Here is an 18,657-nt window from a genome sequence, read left to right as displayed (position 1 = left end):
GCTGCGGACGCCAAGCAGGGAGGAGCGCGTAGCGATTCGATGCGTCCACCGCCCAACCGGCACCGCAGCGTCATCTCATCGCTGCCGGGTGCGGCTTGACCCTGCCCGGAACCGGAAAGGGCTTCCTATGGGCCCTTCAGGGGGCCCTCCCCTCCCCGCGGCCCAATCACCGCCCCGGCTCGGTGGTCCTGGTGAACGGACTCCGGATGGACAGGGGCCCCTGCTCGGCATCTCTGATGGGCCCTCATCGGAACATGAACCCCCCGGCCATCCTTCGGGGGCTTCCCGGCAGTCTGTTGTCTTTCCGGGGTGGGCCGGGCAGTCAAGGGTGGCCGAAGGCCATCGCGAAGCGACGCGACGAAGGAGCGCCCTTGACGGCCCGGCACGCACCGGAAGGACAGTGGACTGACGGGACGCCCCCGGACCCACTCCGACACCGAGTCGACAGACCCCGCCCCCTGCGTCCCGATCGGCTCTCCCGACACCGAGTGCACAAAGCTCGCTCTTGGCTCGCGAACAGCTCACCCGACGCCGGGCGTGCGAACCCCGCCCCTGGCGTCCCGATCGGCTCCTCCCGTACCGCTTCGACGGTCCTCGCTCCTGCCCCCCGGTCAGCTGGTCCGACGCCGACAGGCCGACCCCGCCCCGGCGTCCCGGCCGACGCTTCCGGCGCCGAGCGCACCGATCCCGCCCGACCCCCGCCCGCCCCGCCCCGATCCCGCCCCCTCACCCCCCGCCCGGCCACCTCTGCGTCCAGGCCTCCGCCGCCTCCGCCTGCGCAGCCAGCCCCAGCAACACCGGTTCCGCTCCCTCCGGGCCCAGGAGTTGGGCTCCCAGCGGGAGGCCGTCGGCCGTGAGGCCCGCCGGGATGTTGACCCCCGGCCAGCCCAGGACGTTCCACGTCCAGGCGTACGGGCAGGCCGCGATCATCGCCCGGTCAGTGGCCATCGCCCCGAGTCCGGACAGGGCCCCGATCCGGAGCGGCGGAGTGGCCGTCGTCGGGGTCAGGACCACGTCGAACCGGCCGAAGATCTCCCCGATCCGCCGCCGCAGCAGCACTTCCGCCCGGCGGGACACCCGTAGCGGCAGCCCGCCCAGGATGCCGCCCGTGCGCATCGCCTCGTGCGTGCGCGGGTCCAGCAGATCGGGATCCGGCACGCGGGACGCCCAGTCCCGTACGCCCCGGGTCGCACGGGGGACGAAGGCCAGGCCGATCTGCCCGTAGCGCGGGTCCTCCGGGACCACCTCGTGGCCCAGTGCCTCGAGCCGCCCGGCCAGTCGCTCCACGGCCGAACGGACCTCCGGATCAAGGGACTTCGGCGTCGCCGTGAAGGCCATCCCGAACGACAGGGCGATGCGCAGCCGGCGCGGGGTGCGGCGGGTGGCCTCGACCGCCGAGACGGGTGCCGGGTGGTGCCGGTCCCCGGGGTGCTGGCCGCTCGCGGCGTCCAGCAGGAGCGCCGCGTCGGCGACGGTGCGGGCCAGTACGCCGTTGACCGTCAGCCCGTGGAACGACTCCGGCTCCGGCCAGGTGGAGATGCGTCCCCGCTGCGGCTTGATCCCCACCAGATGGGTCCAGGCCGCGGGGATCCGTACCGAACCCGCCCCGTCGGACCCGAGCGCCGCCGGGACCAGTCCCGCGGCCACGGCGGCCGCCGAGCCGCCGGAGGAACCGCCGGGCGTGTAGGCCGGGTTCCACGGGTTGCGGGTCTCGCCGAACGCCGGGCCCTCGGTGAAGGGCCACTGCCCCAGCTCCGGCGTCTGGGTCTTGCCGACGATGATCGCGCCGGCCGCGCGCAGCCTCCGTACGGCCTCGCTGTCGGCGGTCTTCGGAGGGAACTCCCCGGGGCAGCCGAACGCGGTCGGCTCCCCGGCCACGTCCATGTCGTCCTTGACGGCGACCGGTACGCCGAGCAGCGGGAGCCGCTCACCGGCCGCCAGCCGCCGGTCGGCCGCGTCCGCCTCGGCGAGCGCGGCCTCGGTCCGTACGATCCGGAAGGCGTTGAGCTCGGGCTGCGCGGCCGCGATCCGCTCGAGGGCCTCCTCGGTCAACCGGCGTGCGGAGACGCCTCCTTCGGCGAGTGCCTTCGCCGTGTCCACCAGACCGGAACAGACAGAAGAGACAGAAGAGACAGCAGAAGAGACAGTTGAAGCCTTCGTACCTGACGTCACCGACATCGGACCTCCCCGTTACCGCTCGGTAGGACCGACGGTAACGGGGAGGGGCCGAGGGTGGCTAGAGCGGTTGGACCCAGCCTTCCAGCGAGGCCATGAAGCCGTCGAAGTCGTCCCGGTGGATGGTGTGTCCGGCGCCGGCGACCGAGCGCACCTCGAAACCGCGCTCCTCGAGGAGGGCGGCCCGCTCCGGGGAGATGAGGAAGCTCGGGTCGGCGAGCTGTACGAGCGAGGGAACCACCGGCGCCGCCGGCAGCAGGTCCGCACCGAACAGCGACGCCAGGCTCAGCGCCGTCGACTCGTCCCACAGGGCCAGGGTTTCCAGCTCGGCATCGACGTCCGCCTCCTCCCAGCGCGGGTTCATCGCCCGGATCTGCTCCCTGGGCGCGGACTTGAACTGCGCGAACACCTCCGGACCCATGCCCTCGGCCGGGCTGGCCAGATGCCAGGCCGGGTCGGAGAACACCGCCCGCTTCGGCTTCAGCCGGTCCGCGGCCAGGGAGAGGGCCAGCCCGCCCAGCGAGTGGCCTATGGCGAGGTCGGCGCCGGTCGGCAGGGTCTCGGCCACGTCGTCCGCGAAGAGCTCCGGGGTGTACTCGCCGCGCCCGCTGGCGCCGTGGCCCCGCAGGTCCACGGCGATGACGCGGTAGCCGCGCCCGGCGAGTGCGGGACCCACCCGGCGCCAGGTCCGGTGGTCGGCCATCATGCCGTGGATCAGGAGGGCGACGCGGTCGCCCTCGCCCCAGGTGTGGGTGTGAAGTTGCACGGTGATGCCTTTCTCGGGAACGGGACGCACGGCAAAAGCGTTCGAGGGAAGAGCCGGAGGGGGAGCGGGGGAAGCGGGAGGAGTGGGGGAGATCCCCGGAATCGAAGCGGCAGTCCCCCCGGACCCTCACCGCACGCTGCGGATCGGCTTCACCGCAAGGGCGCCCGCCACCGACAGGACGGCCGCGAGGACGAACAGGGCGGTGTAGTCGCCGCTCAGCGAGACGATCACCGAGGCGATGAACGGCGCGATGATTTGCGGTCCCGCGTTGGCGATGTTGAGCACGCCCATGTCGCGGGCCGCGTCCTCCGCCTTCGGGAGCACCATCGTCACCAGCGCCGTGTCCACGGCCATATAGCAGCCGAAGGCGAGTCCGTTGACGGCCGCGAAGGCCAGCATCGCCGTCCAGCTGGTCGACACGGCCGGGATCACGAGCGCGACGGCCGACAGCAGTGCGGAGGCGCCCACGAAGAGCTTGCGGCGGTCGAACCGGTCGGAGAGGTAACCGCCGAGGACCGTGGCGACGACCATCGCCACGCTGGTCAGCGGCATCAGCACCGCCACCGCGGCCTCCGGCTCCATGCCGTCGGGCAGCACCGTGTGGTCCTGGAGGATGTACAGCTGGTAGCCGCTGACCGCGAAGTACCCGAGGACCAGCAGCGCCCGCCCGATGAAGGCCCACCGGAAGTCGTGGTCCCGCAGGGCTCCGGTGAAGGCGGCGAGCTGCGCTCTGACGGGCAACGGGGCGCGCGCCGGGAGCCGCTCCTCGCGCGTGCAGGCGGTGAACAGGACCGCGGCGCCCGCCACGATCGCGCCGAACACGAGGTACCCGGTGCGGTAGTCCTCCGAGAACGCCGCGCCGAGCAGTGCGCCCAGGGTGGAGCCGAAGGGCAGGCCGAGGCCGACGGCCGCGGAGGCCTTGCCGCGGGCGGACTTCGGGACCCGGTCGGGGGACCACGGAGGTGATGGCGGCCTGGTAGACGTTCATGACGGCCTGGCCGAGGCACCAGGCGATCGTGATCAGCAGGATCGTGTCGGCGAAGCCGAGCAGGAGCATCGCCGGTACGGCGGCGAGTCCGCCGCCGAGGATCCAGGGATTGCGCCGTCCGCTGCGGTCGGACAGTGCGCCGGCGACCGGGTTGAAGACCGTGGCGAAGATCGCCGAGACCCCCGCGATCAGGCCGAAGTTGGAGACCTTGTTCGCCGGGTCGATGTCTTCGACCTGCAGGGCGAGCAGGACACCGGCGACGCCGATGTAGAGGGCGTACATCGCGCTGTTGCCGACGAGAAGCAACGGGAACAGGCCGCGTCCGGGACCGCGTGGGGCGGTGGCGGCGGGTGCGGCGGACGCGTCGTCGGGGGTGGCTCCGGCGGTGCCGGCGCCGGGAGAGGAAAGGGCCACGGTGCCCTCCTGGGCGGGTTCTTCGGGCGGATGAGGGTGGGTGAGGGTGGGTGAGGGCAGGGCGGAAACGGGGCGGGAGTGGGGTGAGAGGTACGGAGGAGGGGCGCAGGGAGGCACTGGGAGGGGGCGTGGAGGAGGACTCGGAGGGAGTGCGGGGAGGGTGCGCGCCGCCCTGTCGTGACGGCGGGGGTGCGACGGAACACGACAGGGCGACGGCACGGCGGGACACGGTCGGACACGTGCTGCGCTGCCCCGGGGAACGGGATGTGACGCTCGGGTTACACGTGTCAATGAATCGTGTAACCACTGTGTAGCATTCGTTTCCGGCCATCCGCTAGCCCCCGGTCGCAATCGGTCTGGAAAGATGCCACGGCAATGTCACAGTCATCGAAATCGCCGAAGCCGGCCCCCGTGCCGACCAGCGCCGACGTGGCCCGGCTCGCCGGTGTGTCGCGCGCGACGGTCTCGTACGTCCTGAACAACGCGGAAGCCGTACGCATCAGCGAACCGACCCGCCGCAAGGTCCGCCAGGCCGCCGAGGAACTCGGGTACGTGCCGCACGCCGCCGCACGCAGCCTGCGCGCCGGGCACACCCGGATCGTGCTGCTGCCCACCTCGCACGTGCCGATCGGCCCGCTCTACAGCGCCTTCCTCAACGAGCTCCAGTGGTCACTGCGCCGCCTCGACTACACCGTGGTCCAGTACGGCAGCCTCGGCCTCAGCGGCGACGAGGCCGCCCGCGCCTGGGCCGAGCTGCGCCCGGTCGCGGTGATCTCGCTCGGCGAGATCGCCCTGTCCGCGCACAACGTGGCCACGCTCAAACGGGCCGGCGCCCGCGCGGTGATAACGATGGGCCCGGTCGGCGTCCCCGGGGCCCACGCCCTCGTCATGGACCAGCGCGAGGTCGGCGCGCGGGCCGCCGCCCACCTCGTCGAGCGGGGCCACCGGCGGATCGGCGTCGTCGTCCCCGAGGAGGCGGGGCTGGAGCTCTTCTCCACGCCCCGGCTGGAGGGTGCCCGCTCGATCGGAGCCGCCGCGATCGAGCCCCTCTCGATGGCCTACTCGGAGGAGTCGGCCGCCGCCCTGGCCGCCCGGTGGCGCTCCCTCGGCCTGGACGCGGTGTTCGCGTACAACGACGAGTACGCGATGCTGCTGATGCGCGCCCTGCTCGACGAGGATCTGCGGGTCCCCGAGGACGTCGCGGTCATGGGCGCGGACGACCTGCTCATCGGCCGGCTGCTGCGGCCCCGGCTGAGTACGGTGCAGATCGAGCTGCCCACCGGGGACCACCTGGCCGCGCTGGTGGACCAGGCAGTGCGCGAGCCGTCCGAGATCACGCAGCGGCACGACCTGATCGCCGCCGTGGCCGTCCACCGCGAGTCGACCTGACGGCAGGCCCGTGACCGCGCGCCCGTGGCGGTCTGCCCCCGGCCGGCCGAGGCCGTCCGGGCATGGCCGGCAGGGGGCCGTTGACAGGCGGTGACCTGCGGACGGAGACTGCGGGCGCGCCCCACCGGGCGCGCCCGGCGCCGTACCGGGTGCCGACCCCGGCACCGCCCCGGCGTCGCCCGTACGGATCCGCCCAGGAGAGCCGCGATGAGCATCCGCACCGCCCGCGACGGACGCAGTGTCCGCGACGTGTACGTCGTCGACGCCGTCCGCACCCCGATCGGCAAGTTCGGCGGCGCCTACGCCGGGGTCCGCCCGGACGACCTCGCCGCGCACGTCGTGCGGGCGCTGGTGGACCGTACGCCCGACCTCGACCCCGCGCGGATCGACGACGTCGTCTTCGGCGACGCCAACGGTGCGGGCGAGGACAACCGGGACGTGGCCCGGATGGCCGTGCTGCTCGCCGGGCTGCCGGTGTCCGTCCCCGGGGTCACCGTCAACCGGCTCTGCGGTTCGGGTCTCGAAGCGGTGATCCAGGCCGCCCGGGCGATCGCACTGGGCGATGCCTCCGTCGCCATCGCGGGCGGCGTGGAGTCGATGAGCCGCGCCCCCTGGGTGGTGCAGAAGCCGGAACGGGGCTTCCCGGCCGGCCACCAGCAGATGTGGTCCACCACCCTCGGCTGGCGGATGACGAACCCGCGCATGCCCGCGGAGTGGACGGGCTCGCTCGGCGAGGGCGCCGAACTCATCGCGGAGAAGCACGGCATCACCCGCGAGGCCCAGGACCTCTTCGCCCTGGAGAGCCACCGCAAGGCCGCGGCCGCCTGGGCCGCCGGACTGTACGACGACGAGGTCGTCCCGTACCCCGGGGTGGACCTCGTACGCGACGAATGCATCCGCGAGGGCTCCACGCCCGAGGCGCTGGCCCGCCTGAAGCCGGCCTTCCGGACGGACGGCACGGGTACGGTGACGGCTGCCAACGCCTCTCCGCTCAACGACGGCGCGGCGGCACTGCTGCTGACGGACGAGGAGGGGCTGGCGGCCACCGGCCGGGAGCCGCTCGCCCGGATCAGCGCCTCCGCGGCCACGGGCATCGAGCCGCAGTTCTTCGGCCTGGGCCCGGTCGACGCCGTGCAGCGGGCGCTCGCCAAGGCGGGCCGCAGCCTGGCCGACCTGACCACCCTTGAGCTCAACGAGGCTTTCGCGGCACAGGCGTTGGGCTGCCTCGCGGCCTGGCCGGAGCTGGACCCGGCCGTGCTCAACCCGCGCGGCGGTGCCATTGCGATCGGCCACCCGCTCGGTGCGTCCGGGGCGCGGCTGGCCGGCTCGGTGGCGCACCAGTTGGCCGTGGCCGGCTCGGGCACCGGTATGGCGACGCTGTGCATCGGGGTCGGGCAGGGCATCGCGCTGGTCCTGGAGCGCTGAACGCCCGCCCTGAACTCGCGTACGCGGCCCGGCCGTCGATCGTTTCCGGTCACGGCGGCCCGTCAACTGCCCAATAACTGAACAGATGTGGTGCCTCCGGTCTGGCACGATGGCGCGTGCTGCCGCCCCCCGCCCCGCCCATCCCCACCGGAGGCCCCGCGCCATGCCGCTCCTCGAACCGACGCTCTGGCAGGACGGACCGACCCTCACCGGCGGCGCCGCCCCGGTCGTCGAACCCGCCACCGGCCTTACCCTCGCCACCGTCGAGCTGGCTGCCCCCGCCGATGTTTCGGAGGCCGCCGTACGGGCCCGGGCCGCCCAGGAGGACTGGGCGCGGGCCACCCACATGGAGCGGGCCGCCGTCCTGCGCCGGGCCGGCGACCTGTTCGCCGCCCACGCCGGGGAGCTGCGGGACTGGCTGGTGCGGGAGTCCGGCTCCATACCCGGCAAGGCCGACTTCGAGCTGCACGTCGCCGCCCAGGAGTGCTACGAGGCCGCCGCGCTGGCCTCCCGTCCGGCCGGGCAGGTGCTGCCGAGCGAGGCGCCGCGGCTCTCTTTCACCCGCCGGGTCCCGGCCGGGGTGGTGGGCGTGGTGGCCCCGTTCAACGCCCCGCTGATCCTGGCGATCCGCTCGGTCGCCCCGGCCCTCGCCCTCGGCAACGCGGTGCTGCTCAAGCCGGACCGGCGGACCGCCGTGTGCGGCGGCCTCGCGCTCGCCGCCGTGTTCGCCGCAGCCGGGCTGCCGGGCGGGCTGCTGCACGTGCTGCCCGGGGGCGCCGAGACCGGGGCCGCGGTGGTCGCCGACCCGCTGGTGCGGGTGGTGTCGTTCACCGGGTCCACGGCCGTCGGGCGGGTCGTCGGCGAGCTGGCGGGTCGTCATCTCAAGCGGGCACACCTGGAGTTGGGTGGGAACTCCGCCCTCGTCGTCCTCGAGGACGCCGATGTCGAGGCCGCTGTCGCGCAGGCTTCGTGGGGCTCGTTCTTCCACCAGGGCCAGATCTGCATGACGGCCGGCCGGCACCTCGTCCACGCCTCGCTGTACGACGAGTACGTCGAGCGGCTCGCCGCGCGCGCCGAGGCGCTGGCGGTGGGGGACCCGTACCGCGACCGGGTGCACCTGGGCCCGCTGATCGACCGCGGCCAGCTGGAGCGGGTCCACGGCCTGGTCGAGGCCAGTACGGAGCAGGGCGCGAAGCTCGTCGCCGGGGGAACGCACGAGGGGCTGTTCTACCGGCCGACCGTGCTGGCCGGCGTCGCGGACGACACCCCCGCCTACGCGGAGGAGGTCTTCGGCCCGGTGGCGCCCGTACGGTCCTTCGGGACGGAGGAGGAGGCGGTCGCCCTGGCTTCGGCCGGCCCGTACGGCCTTTCCCTCGGGATCGTGACCCGGGACGCGGCGCGTGGGCTCGAGCTGGCGGGGCGGATCCCGACCGGGATCGCGCACGTCAACGACCAGACGGTGAACGACGAGGCGGTGGCCCCCTTCGGCGGGGTCGGCGCCAGCGGCACCGGAGCCCGGTTCGGCGGCGAGGCGAACCTGGACGCGTTCACGGAGCTGCGCTGGACCACGGTCCGCTCGACCCCGGCGGGGCACCCCTTCTGAGGCGCCGCGGGCACGGGACCCGCCGCCCGTGGGGCCCGGGCCCCACGGGCGGAATGCTCGGGGCCGGCCGATCGTTCAAGGTGCATACGAACCACTCAGGAGGTCTGGAAGCCGTGGCTACTGTCGAGCTCACCAAGGACAACTTCGACCAGACGGTCAGCGAGAACCCGTTCGTGCTGATCGACTTCTGGGCGGGCTGGTGCCGGCCGTGCCTGCAGTTCGCCCCGGTCTACGAGAAGGCCTCCGAGGCCCACCCCGACCTGGTCTTCGCCAAGGTGGACACGGAGGCGCAGCAGGAGCTGGCCGCCGCCTTCCAGATCACCTCGATCCCGACGCTGATGATCGTCCGGGACCAGGTGGCGATCTTCGCGCAGCCCGGCGCACTGCCCGAGGCCGCGCTGACGGATCTCATCGGGCAGGCGCGGGCGCTGGACATGGACGAGGTGCGCGCGAAGATCGCCGCGTCACAGCAGGACGGCAAGGACGGCAAGGACGGCGACGGCGGCACGGCGGAGGCCTGAGCTCCGGCCCGCCGACCGGCCACCGACCGGCCGATTCGCGGCCGCCGACCGTTCGCGGGGGCGCGCCGCCGCGCGTTTCCCGCGTCTCCCGCGGTCCCCACGTAAGGTGACAGGCACATGAGCCCCTGGAGCCCCGGAAGGTGACTGTGTCGGAAGCGGTGGAGTACGACGTCGTGGTGCTCGGGGGAGGACCGGCCGGCGAGAACATCGTGGATCGGACCCGCGCCGCCGGGCTGACCACGGCACTCGTGGAGGCCGAACTCGTCGGCGGGGAGTGCTCGTACTGGGCCTGTGTCCCGAGCAAGGCGCTGCTGCGCCCGGCGCTGGCAAGGGCCGACGCCCGCCGGGTGCCCGGCCTCGCGGGCTCCGTGGGCGGGCCGCTCGATACGGCGGCCGTGCTCGCGCACCGCGACTACTGGACCGGCAGCTGGAAGGACGACGGCCAGGTCGAGTGGATCGACTCGATCGGCGTCCACCTCTACCGGGGCCACGGGCGCCTGTACGGCGTCCGCAAGGTGGCCGTCACCAGCCCCGAGGGGGAGCACCACGTGCTCGCCGCCCGGCACGCGGTGGTCGTCGCCACCGGTACCCGAGCCATGGTCCCGGACGTGCCCGGGCTCGCCGGGGCGCGGCCGTGGACCAGCCGCGAGGCCACCTCCGCCCAGCAGGCGCCGGGCCGGCTGCTGATCGTGGGCGGCTCGGTGGTGGCCGCCGAGATGGCCACGGCCTGGCAGGCCCTCGGCTCACAGGTCACGGTCCTGGTCCGCGGCTCCGGACTGCTGCCGCGGATGGAGCCCTTCGCCGGAGAACTGGTCGCCGAGGCGCTGCGCGAGGCCGGCGCGGTGGTCCGTACGGGCGTCTCCGTCGAGGCGGTCGTACGGAACGGCTCGACCGGGCCGGTCCAGGTCGTACTGGAGGGCGGGGAGAGCCTGGAGGGCGACGAGCTGCTGATGGCGACCGGCCGCTCGCCGCGCACCGAGGACATCGGGCTGGAGACCGTCGGGCTGACGCCCGGCGACTGGATTCCGGTCGACGACAGCTGCCGGGTCCGGGGCCATGACTGGCTGTACGCCGTCGGCGATGTGAACCACCGCGCGCTGCTGACCCACCAGGGCAAGTACCAGGGCCGGATCGCGGGCGCCGCGATCGCTGCCCGCGCGACGGGCAGTACCGAGCTCGACACCGGCCGCTGGGGCGCGCACGCGGCGACCGCCGATACGCAGGCCCTGCCGCAGGCGGTGTTCACCGACCCGGAGGCGTCGGCGGTGGGCCTCACCCTCGCCGAGGCCGAGCGGGCCGGCCACCGGGTGCGTGCCGTCGACTACGACCTGGGCAAGGTCTCGGGCGCGGGCCTGTACGCCGACGGGTACCGCGGGCGGGCCCGGATGGTCGTCGACCTGGACCGGGAGGTGCTCCTCGGGGTCACCTTCGTCGGCCCGGGCGCGGCCGAGCTCGTGCACGCGGCCACGGTCGCGGTCGCGGGGGAAGTCCCGATCGACCGGCTGTGGCACGCGGTCCCGGCGTTCCCGACGATCAGCGAGATCTGGCTCAGGCTGCTGGAGACGTACCGGGGATAGCCGGGTCCACGACGCCGGCCCGGCGGTAGCTGCTGCCGTCCCGGGTGCGGGTCAGCAGGCCCGAGGTGATCAGGTAGCGCCGCAGCGCCGAGCAGTCCTCGTGCACGGTGCGCAGGGCGTCGTTCACCTCGGGCTCGGTGTACTCCCGGTCCTCCGCGAAGAGGGTTTCGGCGAGGTGGGCGAGCAACTGCTCGCGGCGCGCGGCCTTGCGCGGGATCGCGGTGAGCCGGCCGCCGGAGAAGAGGTCGGCGATATGGCGCGCGTTCTGGGACATCGCAGTCTGAGACATGGCAGCGAGCCTGTCCGACACCCCGCAGTTCCGGCAACGGATTTATACCCTCGACGCCGACGCCGTCCCGACGCCAACTGAAAAGTGACGGTCATTCATCTTACTGAGCGGTAGTTCCCGCCAGTACCCTCCCCCGTGACCGGTTCCTGCCCCCCACGGAGGAGCACGTATGCGACGTCCCACCGCTCGCCTGAGAACTGCCGTCGCCGCCGGGGTGATCGCCCTCGGCGCCGCCCTGCTCTCCCCGCTCGCACCCGCGGCCGCCGCCGGCGCCGACGTGCCCGTGCCGCTCCCCGTCGCCGACCACTGCGGCGGCCAGTGTGCGGACATCCTGCCGCCCGGACAGAACGGCAACGCGACCCTCGCCCAGATCCTCCTGCACAAGGCGTTCGGCACGATGCCCGCCCACGCCTCCGACCAACTGGCCCGCTACGACTCGCTGGTGGCCGGATACCCCGGTCTCACCGACGCCAAGGTCAACGACTTCTTCAACGACGCCTCCTTCGGCGTCCCCGCCGACCAGGTCGAGTCGACCTCCAGCCCGCGCTCCGACGTCACCATCACCCGCGACAAGAAGACCGGCGTCCCCCACATCAAGGGCACCACCCGCTACGGCACTTCCTTCGGCGCGGGCTTCGCCGCCGCCCAGGACCGGCTCTGGCAGATGGACCTCTTCCGCCACGTCGGCCGCGGCGACCTGACCCCGTTCGCCGGCGGCGCCCTCGCCAACCAGGGCCTGGAGCAGCAGTTCTGGCCGCAGGCCCCGTACACCGAGGCCGATCTCCAGGCCCAGGTGGACCGGATCCGCACCACCGAGGGCGACCGCGGCCGCCTCGCGATGGAGGACGCGCAGGCGTACGTCGACGGGATCAACGCCTACCGCGTCCAGTCCAAGAACGGCCGCTACTTCCCCGGCGAGTACGTCCTCACCGGACACATCGACTCGATCACCAACGCCGGTGAGATACAGCCCTTCAAGGTCACCGACCTGATCGCCCTCGCCTCCGTCGTCGGCGGCCTGTTCGGTGGCGGTGGCGGCGGCGAGGTACAGGCCGCGCTCTCCCTGCTCTCCGCGCAGCAGAAGTACGGCCTCGAGGAGGGCACCCGCGTCTGGGAGTCCTTCCGCGAGCGCAACGACCCCGAGGCCGTGCTCACCGTCCACGACGGCACGAGCTTCCCCTACGCGCAGAAACCCGCGAACCCGCAGGGCACCGCGCTCCCGGACCCCGGCTCGGTCACCGCCGAGCAGCTGGTCCACGACCGTACGGGCGCTGCGGCCACGGCAGCCGCCGCCGACCCGCCGAAGCCGGTCAAACAGAGCATGTCCAACGCCCTGCTCGTCTCTGGGTCGAAGACCGCGAGCGGCCATCCCGTCGCCGTCTTCGGGCCGCAGACCGGCTACCTCGCGCCCCAGCTCCTCATGCTCCAGGAGCTCCAGGGCCCCGGCATCAGCGCCCGCGGCGCGTCCTTCGCCGGCGTGAGCATGTACGTCCAGCTCGGCCGCGGCCAGGACTACGCCTGGAGCGCCACCTCCGCCGGACAGGACATCACCGACACCTTCGCCGTCGAGTTGTGCGAGCCCGGCGGCGGGGCCCCGACCACGGCCAGCGCCTCGTACCTCTACCGCGGCACCTGCACCCCCATGGAGAAGCTGGAGCGCACCAACGCCTGGAAGAGCTCGGTGGCCGACCCGACGCCGAACGGCTCGTACCGGATGCAGGTCTGGCGGACGAACTACGGCATCGTCACCCACCGCGCCACCGTCGCGGGCAAGCCCGTGGCCTACACCGCGCTGCGCTCCACGTACCGCCACGAGGCCGACTCGATCATCGGCTTCCAGATGCTGAACGACCCCTCGTACGTCAAGGACGCCCATACGTTCCAGCAGGCCGCCCAGCACATCGGCTACGCCTTCAACTGGTTCTACGCCGACGCGCGTGAAGCGGCGTACTACAACAGCGGGTTGAACCCGGTCCGCCCGGCAGGAGTCGACGCTGCCCTCCCCGTGCACGCCCGGCAGCAGTACGAGTGGCAGGGCTTCGACCCGGTGGCCAACACCGCCGCCTACACGCCGCCCGCCGAACACCCGCAGTCCATCGGGCAGGACTACTACATCAGTTGGAACAACAGGCAGGCCGAGGGCTACAGCGCGGCCGGCTTCGGCATGGGCTCGGTGCACCGCGGCGATCTCCTCGACCAGCGGGTCAAGCCGCTCGTCGCCGCCGGCGGGGTCACGCGGGCCAAGCTCACCCAGGCCATGGCGGACGCGGCCGTCACCGACCTGCGGGCCGAGAACCTGCTGCCCGAGCTGCTCGCGGTGCTGCGCAGCCGGCCGGTCACCGATCCGGCGGTGACCGCCGCCATGGACAAACTGGCCGCGTGGCAGGCGGCGGGGACCGAGCGCAAGGAGACCGCGCAGGGCTCGAAGGCGTACGCGCACGCCGATGCCATCCGGATCATGGACGCCTGGTGGCCGCTGCTGATCGAGGCCGAGTTCGAACCGGGGCTCGGGGCGCCGCTGTACGACGCCCTGCGCGCCTCCCTCTCCGTCGACGAGGCGCCCAACGCGGGCCATGGGCCCACCGGTTCGCACGCCGGGTCGGCGTTCCAGTACGGCTGGTGGAGCTACGCGGACAAGGACCTGCGTACGGTGCTCGGGCGCCCGGTCGCCGGTCCGCTGGCCAAGGCGTACTGCGGCGGTGGCTCGCTGTCCGCGTGCCGCGACGCGATGGCGGCCACCCTCAAGCAGGCGGCCGCCGCCACCCCGGCGTCGGTGTACCCGGCCGACGGGACCTGCGCGGCCGGGAACCAGTGGTGCGCGGACTCGATCGTGCAGCGTCCGGTGGGCGGGCTGAGCCATCCGCAGATCAACTGGCAGAACCGGCCCACGTACCAGCAGGTGGTGGAGTTCCCGGCGCACCGCTGAGGCCCCGTGGGCCCGTTGCGTGCGAAAGGCCCGCCGGCCCCGGAGCGATCCGGGCCGGCGGGCCTCCTCGTGCGCGGGCTGCCGTCGCCCGTCAGGGGCCGACGGTGATCTGCTGCGCCGGGTCGGTCGTGTCGGTGACCTTGTACACGGCGTTGAAGACGGACGAGGTCGCGCTGGTCGGGCAGCCGAACCCGCCGGTGACCGTGACCGGCACGGAGGCGTTGGTGAAGGTCAGGCTCGGCGGGGCGCCGTTCGCCCAGGTCCCGGCGACGTTCGCCGGGGCGGTCGGGGCCGCGGTGACCGTGCAGGTGGCCAGGCCGGACGTCTGTACGACGAGCCCGCCCACCGGGACGGTCATGGTGGCGGTGACCGGGGAGCCGTCCTGCATCGACACCGACCAGGAGCCGCTGGTGGTGACCGTCGGAGTCACACCCCAGATGCTGGACGTGCAGGAGCTGTACGTCGGGGGCGAGATCGGCGACGAGACGGGCCCGGCGGCGTTCTGGTTCCCGGGGGCGGCCGGGACCGTGCCGGTGGAGACGGAGACCGTACAAGTCACCGTGACCGAACCGGCCTTGAGGGTGGCCTTCCCGCTGAGGGTGGCCTTGAAGGAGTGTCCGGCCGGGGTGACGGTGGTCGATCCGGCCAGGGGTGAGGGCGCGGCTGTGGCGGTGACCGAGGCCACCGACAGCGCTCCGGCGGCGGCCAACCCGAGGGCGAGCGCGGTACGCGTGCGGCTCATGGCTGTGCTCCTTGGGGATCAGGGTGCGCAGTGGTGCCGGTTGGGGTGGGGGACTGCGGGGGTACGGGGGACTGCAGTTCGGGGGACCGTTCTTCGGGCGAGTGGCGTGCCGCGGCGTTCGGCTGCCAGGCGAACATCAGCCCGCCGCCGAGGATCCCGAGCAGGGTGCCGATCAGGAACCCGCCGAGGTTCGACAGGACGAGCGCGGCGGTCGCGATGAGCGTGGTGAGGACACCGGCGAGGCTCCGCTGTGCGGGCGAGAACCAGGCAGTGAGGCCGAGCACGATCATGACGATGCCCATCAGGACGGACGGGATGCCCGCGATGCCCTGCTGGAGCATCACCTTCAGCGGTGCCAGCGGCAGGGCGCAGATCTCGGCCCCGGCGAGGATGGCGAAGAGCCCTCCCCAGAACGGCCTGCCCCGCCGCCACCGCCGCCAGCGGCTCAGAAGCATTCCTTCTTGCCCTTGCTGATGTTCATGCTGAGCCCGGAGAGCTTGAAGGTGCCCGCGTTCGTGGCCCAGGCCGTCTGCTGCAGATCGGTGATGCTGACGGTGTCCGCCTGCTGGGCGAACAGGTCCTGCATGCCCACGGCTTCCGTCGGTCCCTTGTCGAGGGTCGAGGCGTCGCGGCCGATCTCGATGTTGGTGAAGACGGCGTTGCCGGAGAGCTGGGTGGCGTCGACGAACAGGTTGCTGGCCTCGACGGGGGTCTTCTTGCCCGCGGTGAGGTTGAGCGAGATGTCGCCGACGACCGGGAGCGTGGTCACCACCGACTGGCAGAGGCTGTGGAGCTTGGCCTCCTTGATGGCGGTGACCGCCACCGGGATGAGCTCCTCACGGGCGTTGACGTCGATGCTGCCGTACTGGGCGAAGCCCTCGCCCTCCAGGCTCGTCGCCGACACCTTGAACTGCTGGCCCGACACGGCGAAGGAGGCGGCGAGCGCGCCCTGCGCGAGGGCGATGCCGAGGCCCGCGGTCACGGCGATGGCGGGGACGGTCAGGACGGCGAAGCGGCGCCAGCGGACGCGGCCGCCTCCCTCGTCGTTTCTGCCGGGCGGGGCGGAGGAATCCGATAAGTTGGGGGAATCTGCCATGAGATCGTCCCTTATTTCGGCTGTGCACCGTTGTTACCGACGAGTTGAATGTAAGAGTGCCAATGGGGGTTGGCAAGGTTGTTCGACCGTGCCTTTTCGGCCGACTCCTACTGATCGGTTACCGCTTCTTCTGCATCCTTGCGCAGCAGTTCGGCGACCTCCGCCTCCATCCGCCGGGCCATCGCCCGGGCGAATTCCGCGGCCACGACCTCGCCCGCCACCGGACGCAGCGCCGCCGCCGCATCCGAGATGTGATCCAGTTGGCTGGCCGAAAGCTGCTCCAGCCCGTCCGGGCCGATCACATGCCGCCGGAACAGTCCGACGAACCGGTCGGCGAGCGCGGCCGCCTGTGTCTGTACGAAGTCCCCCGCATCGAGGATCTCCGCCAGGGGCACGCCCTGCCGTACGAGCGTGAGCGTCGCCTCCAGCAGCCGCCGGCTCCGGTGCGTGACCCGGTCGCCCTCGATCCGTACGTAACCCAGCTCGGAGGCCCGCCTGGTGTCCTCGGCCGTCGCGGACGGGCCGAACAGCTCGCGCAGTTCGGCCAGGGTCATGGTGACCGGCTCCTCCTGGACCCAGTCCCGGGTCATCGCCCGCTCCAGGCCCAGGAGTTGGGACAGGCCGCCGCCCGCCTCCCAGGCGTGCAACAGCTCGGCGATCCCGTTGACGGTGTACCCGCGCCCGAGTAGATCGCTGATCAGCCGCAGCCGGGTCAGGTGGTCCGCGGAGTACCAGGCGATGCGGCCCTCGCGGCGCGGCGCCGGGAGCAGTCCGCGCTCCTGGTAGTAGCGCAGGTTGCGCACCTTGACGCCGGCCGCGCGGGCCAGGTCCTCCCGGCGGTAGCGCTCGCCGCTGGGACCGTTGCCCGCACGGTCGCCCGCTCCGCCTCCCGCACCGCCGCCCGCACGGTCGTCCGTACCGTCGTCCGTGTCGTCTTGTCGCACCAGGCTGCTCACGCGGCCGAGTGTAGGACGTACCGCGCGCCGTACCGACGGGTATACCGGCAGGTCACATGGGGCGCGGCCGCATCTCCTGCTTGACCGCCCGCAGTACGACGAACTTCGGCTCGCTCGCGACGACTTCACTGTTGCCGAAGAGGCGGCGCAGGTGCGTGTGGTAGCCCATGTGGCGATTGGCGATCACCCACAGCTCACCGCCCGGACGCAGCACCTTGCGCGACTGCGCGAACATGCGCAGCGCCGTCGCGTCCGTCGTCGCCTGGTGGGAGTGGAACGGCGGGTTGCACAGCACGAGGTCGACCGAGGCCGGGTCCAGCATGGACACGCCGTCGCCGACGAGGAAGTCGGCCCGCTCGCGCTCGCGCTGGACGTTGGCGCGGAACGTGGCCTTCGCCGAGGCGACCGCCTGGTACGACTCGTCGGTGAACACGATCTCCGCGGCGGGGTCCGCGACCGCGACCGCCGTGCCGACGATGCCGTTGCCGCAGCCGAGGTCCACGACCCGGGCGCCGTTGGTGTTGTTCGGGATGCTCTGGAGGAAGAAGCGGGTGCCGACGTCGAGCCGGTCCGCGCAGAAGATCCCGGCGTGGTTGACGGCGGTCAGGCCGGAGCCCGAGCCCGATTCCGCGTCCAGCGTGTACGTCACCGGCCACGGGTCGACGGACCGCGTCGGCGTGGCGCCGGGCGTGCAGAAGATCAGGCGGGCCTTCTTGTCGGCGAGCGAGGTCTTCGTCGGGCCGAGGATCTTTTCGAAGAGCTTCAGCGTGGAGGTGTGGATCTCCTTGACCATGCCCGTGCCCACGATGACGGTGCCCGCGTGCACGTGCGGGGCCAGCCGGTACAGCTGGTCCTCGAGCAGCGCCAGGCTCTTCGGCACCCGGACGAGGAGTACGTCGATCCGCTCGGGCGGCGCGTCCTGCGTGGTCAGCAGCCGCACCGTGGTCTTGGCGGTGCCGATGCCGGCGCGGTCCAGGTTCGCCGCGGTGCCGGCCCGGGCGAGGTAGGAGTCGGTGATCTGCGTCGGGTGGTACGCGGCCAGCGCCGTCGTGAGCGCCCCCCAACGGTCCCCGAGGATGGTGATCTGCCCGGCGCCGGCGAGGTCGACCGGGCCGTGGTCCCCCGTGCCGGACTCGAGGTGGCGCAGCAGGTACTCGTCGGCGGCGTCCCAGGCGCGGAGCTGGTCGCGCGGGTCTTCGGGGAAGCGGGTGAGCTCGTAGGAGCCGAAAGGAGTGGTCAGACGGTTCATCGTGCCCCCAGGCTAACCGAGGCGGCCGCCCGGCCCCGCACGCACGGGGCCGGTGGGTGCGCCAACGGGTGCGCCGGTGGGTGCGCTACTCGGGGAAGTCGCCGGCCATGGCGGCGGCCATCCGCAGGTGGGGGCGGGCTTCGGTGGCCCGGCCCTGGCGCTCCAGCGTCCGGCCGAGCATCAGCTGCGCGTAGTCCTCCACGGGCCAGCGCTCCAGGATGGCGCGGAGCTCGTGCTCGGCGCGCGAGAGCTGGGCGGAGTGGTAGTAGGCGCGGGCCAGCAGCAGCCGGGGCGCCAGCTGCTCGGGGGCCTCGTCGGCCAGTGCGACCAGGATGGTTGCGGCCGTCGCGTACTCCTTCGCGTCGAAGAAGAGCCGGGCCCGGTCCCAGCGCTCGGCTGCCGTCCCGTGCTCGAAATACGTCGTCGGCGCGTTCATCGCGTCCCTTCCGCCGTTCAGGTGGTGCGTCCGCCCCCTCCAACACGTGACAGCAGCCGGACATTCCACCGAACGCGGCGCTGGTGGCGGTACTAAGTTGTGCGG

At 72.7% G+C, this 18,657-nt stretch carries 16 protein-coding genes and 2 pseudogenes; 6 read left to right on the top strand and 12 right to left on the bottom strand.

What is annotated here, in order from left to right:
• Window positions 1–726: 726 nt before the first annotated feature.
• The 5 genes and pseudogenes from OHT74_RS06245 to OHT74_RS06225 all read right to left on the bottom strand — a co-directional run.
• Window positions 727–2,178 carry an amidase gene (locus OHT74_RS06245; RefSeq protein ID WP_328619633.1) on the bottom strand — a complete coding sequence of 484 codons (1,452 nt, stop codon included), beginning with the start codon at window positions 2,176–2,178 and terminating at the stop codon, window positions 727–729.
• A 58-nt stretch (window positions 2,179–2,236) separates the two neighbouring features.
• On the bottom strand, window positions 2,237–2,941 hold the full coding sequence (locus OHT74_RS06240; RefSeq protein ID WP_328619632.1) for an alpha/beta fold hydrolase: 705 nt from the start codon (window positions 2,939–2,941) through the stop codon (window positions 2,237–2,239).
• 126 nt (window positions 2,942–3,067) lie between these two features.
• Window positions 3,068–3,643, bottom strand: a complete 576-nt coding sequence (locus tag OHT74_RS06235) for an MFS transporter (protein WP_443047691.1) — start codon at window positions 3,641–3,643, stop codon at window positions 3,068–3,070.
• Window positions 3,626–3,853: pseudogene (locus OHT74_RS06230) on the bottom strand (MFS transporter); the annotation flags it as partial. The gene OHT74_RS06235 and the pseudogene OHT74_RS06230, both read right to left, overlap by 18 nt.
• A gap of 121 nt (window positions 3,854–3,974) precedes the next feature.
• Window positions 3,975–4,211 (bottom strand): annotated as a pseudogene (locus OHT74_RS06225) (MFS transporter); the annotation flags it as partial.
• Between the two features lie 507 nt (window positions 4,212–4,718).
• Between OHT74_RS06225 and OHT74_RS06220 the strand changes: the two are divergent.
• The 5 genes from OHT74_RS06220 to OHT74_RS06200 all read left to right on the top strand — a co-directional run bounded on the left by OHT74_RS06220 (window position 4,719) and on the right by OHT74_RS06200 (window position 10,858).
• A complete protein-coding gene (locus OHT74_RS06220; protein ID WP_328619631.1) occupies window positions 4,719–5,732 on the top strand; it encodes a LacI family DNA-binding transcriptional regulator in 1,014 nt (337 codons plus the stop codon).
• Window positions 5,733–5,939: 207 nt separating this feature from the next.
• Window positions 5,940–7,157, top strand: coding sequence for a thiolase family protein (locus OHT74_RS06215; protein WP_266661435.1), 1,218 nt, complete (start codon window positions 5,940–5,942; stop codon window positions 7,155–7,157).
• 163 nt (window positions 7,158–7,320) lie between these two features.
• Window positions 7,321–8,760 (top strand): aldehyde dehydrogenase family protein, encoded by a 1,440-nt coding sequence (locus OHT74_RS06210; protein WP_266661433.1) that lies wholly within the window; start codon window positions 7,321–7,323, stop codon window positions 8,758–8,760.
• A 113-nt stretch (window positions 8,761–8,873) separates the two neighbouring features.
• The gene (locus OHT74_RS06205) at window positions 8,874–9,281 is read left to right on the top strand and encodes a thioredoxin family protein (RefSeq protein WP_266661429.1); all 408 of its coding nucleotides are present in this window, start codon (window positions 8,874–8,876) and stop codon (window positions 9,279–9,281) included.
• Between the two features lie 146 nt (window positions 9,282–9,427).
• The gene (locus OHT74_RS06200; protein ID WP_266672514.1) at window positions 9,428–10,858 is read left to right on the top strand and encodes a dihydrolipoyl dehydrogenase family protein; all 1,431 of its coding nucleotides are present in this window, start codon (window positions 9,428–9,430) and stop codon (window positions 10,856–10,858) included.
• Here the strand turns inward: OHT74_RS06200 and OHT74_RS06195 are convergent.
• Window positions 10,830–11,147, bottom strand: a complete 318-nt coding sequence (locus tag OHT74_RS06195) for a DUF2087 domain-containing protein (protein ID WP_266661427.1) — start codon at window positions 11,145–11,147, stop codon at window positions 10,830–10,832. The two genes, OHT74_RS06200 and OHT74_RS06195, sit on opposite strands and share 29 nt — an antisense overlap.
• 169 nt (window positions 11,148–11,316) lie before the next feature.
• Between OHT74_RS06195 and OHT74_RS06190 the strand changes: the two genes are divergently transcribed.
• Window positions 11,317–14,073 (top strand): penicillin acylase family protein, encoded by a 2,757-nt coding sequence (locus OHT74_RS06190; RefSeq protein WP_328619630.1) that lies wholly within the window; start codon window positions 11,317–11,319, stop codon window positions 14,071–14,073.
• Window positions 14,074–14,164: 91 nt separating this feature from the next.
• Here OHT74_RS06190 and OHT74_RS06185 read toward each other — a convergent pair whose 3' ends face one another.
• The 6 genes from OHT74_RS06185 to OHT74_RS06160 form a co-directional block, all read right to left on the bottom strand.
• Window positions 14,165–14,815, bottom strand: coding sequence for a hypothetical protein (locus tag OHT74_RS06185; RefSeq protein ID WP_328619629.1), 651 nt, complete (start codon window positions 14,813–14,815; stop codon window positions 14,165–14,167).
• Window positions 14,812–15,270 (bottom strand): DUF6114 domain-containing protein, encoded by a 459-nt coding sequence (locus OHT74_RS06180; RefSeq protein WP_328619628.1) that lies wholly within the window; start codon window positions 15,268–15,270, stop codon window positions 14,812–14,814. The genes OHT74_RS06185 and OHT74_RS06180 overlap by 4 nt, the downstream gene beginning before the upstream one ends.
• A complete protein-coding gene (locus OHT74_RS06175; RefSeq protein ID WP_389591883.1) occupies window positions 15,261–15,911 on the bottom strand; it encodes a DUF6230 family protein in 651 nt (216 codons plus the stop codon). Before OHT74_RS06175 ends, OHT74_RS06180 begins: the two co-directional genes overlap by 10 nt.
• Window positions 15,912–16,018: 107 nt before the next feature.
• Window positions 16,019–16,867 carry a MerR family transcriptional regulator gene (locus OHT74_RS06170; protein ID WP_328619627.1) on the bottom strand — a complete coding sequence of 283 codons (849 nt, stop codon included), beginning with the start codon at window positions 16,865–16,867 and terminating at the stop codon, window positions 16,019–16,021.
• A 52-nt stretch (window positions 16,868–16,919) separates the two neighbouring features.
• Complete coding sequence (locus OHT74_RS06165) at window positions 16,920–18,116, bottom strand: methyltransferase (RefSeq protein WP_328619626.1); 1,197 nt, start codon at window positions 18,114–18,116, stop codon at window positions 16,920–16,922.
• A gap of 85 nt (window positions 18,117–18,201) precedes the next feature.
• Complete coding sequence (locus tag OHT74_RS06160) at window positions 18,202–18,552, bottom strand: tetratricopeptide repeat protein (protein WP_328619625.1); 351 nt, start codon at window positions 18,550–18,552, stop codon at window positions 18,202–18,204.
• Between the last annotated feature and the right edge of the window lie 105 nt (window positions 18,553–18,657).

Source organism: Streptomyces sp. NBC_00354, assembly GCF_036106915.1.
In the GTDB taxonomy this organism is placed as follows: domain Bacteria; phylum Actinomycetota; class Actinomycetes; order Streptomycetales; family Streptomycetaceae; genus Streptomyces.
Note: the sequence above shows the minus strand (reverse complement) of the source record. Positions and strands in the feature narration are given on the sequence as shown.

Bases quoted from the DNA above. Each gene is read 5' to 3' on its own strand.
- OHT74_RS06245 (WP_328619633.1), bottom strand. From the start codon at position 2,178: ATGTCGGTGACGTCAGGTACGAAGGCTTCAACTGTCTCTTCTGCTGTC.
- OHT74_RS06220 (WP_328619631.1), top strand. From the start codon at position 4,719: ATGTCACAGTCATCGAAATCGCCGAAGCCGGCCCCCGTGCCGACCAGC.
- OHT74_RS06215 (WP_266661435.1), top strand. From the start codon at position 5,940: ATGAGCATCCGCACCGCCCGCGACGGACGCAGTGTCCGCGACGTGTAC.
- OHT74_RS06210 (WP_266661433.1), top strand. From the start codon at position 7,321: ATGCCGCTCCTCGAACCGACGCTCTGGCAGGACGGACCGACCCTCACC.
- OHT74_RS06195 (WP_266661427.1), bottom strand. From the start codon at position 11,147: ATGTCTCAGACTGCGATGTCCCAGAACGCGCGCCATATCGCCGACCTC.
- OHT74_RS06190 (WP_328619630.1), top strand. From the start codon at position 11,317: ATGCGACGTCCCACCGCTCGCCTGAGAACTGCCGTCGCCGCCGGGGTG.
- OHT74_RS06185 (WP_328619629.1), bottom strand. From the start codon at position 14,815: ATGAGCCGCACGCGTACCGCGCTCGCCCTCGGGTTGGCCGCCGCCGGA.
- OHT74_RS06180 (WP_328619628.1), bottom strand. From the start codon at position 15,270: ATGCTTCTGAGCCGCTGGCGGCGGTGGCGGCGGGGCAGGCCGTTCTGG.
- OHT74_RS06175 (WP_389591883.1), bottom strand. From the start codon at position 15,911: ATGGCAGATTCCCCCAACTTATCGGATTCCTCCGCCCCGCCCGGCAGA.
- OHT74_RS06165 (WP_328619626.1), bottom strand. From the start codon at position 18,116: ATGAACCGTCTGACCACTCCTTTCGGCTCCTACGAGCTCACCCGCTTC.
- OHT74_RS06160 (WP_328619625.1), bottom strand. From the start codon at position 18,552: ATGAACGCGCCGACGACGTATTTCGAGCACGGGACGGCAGCCGAGCGC.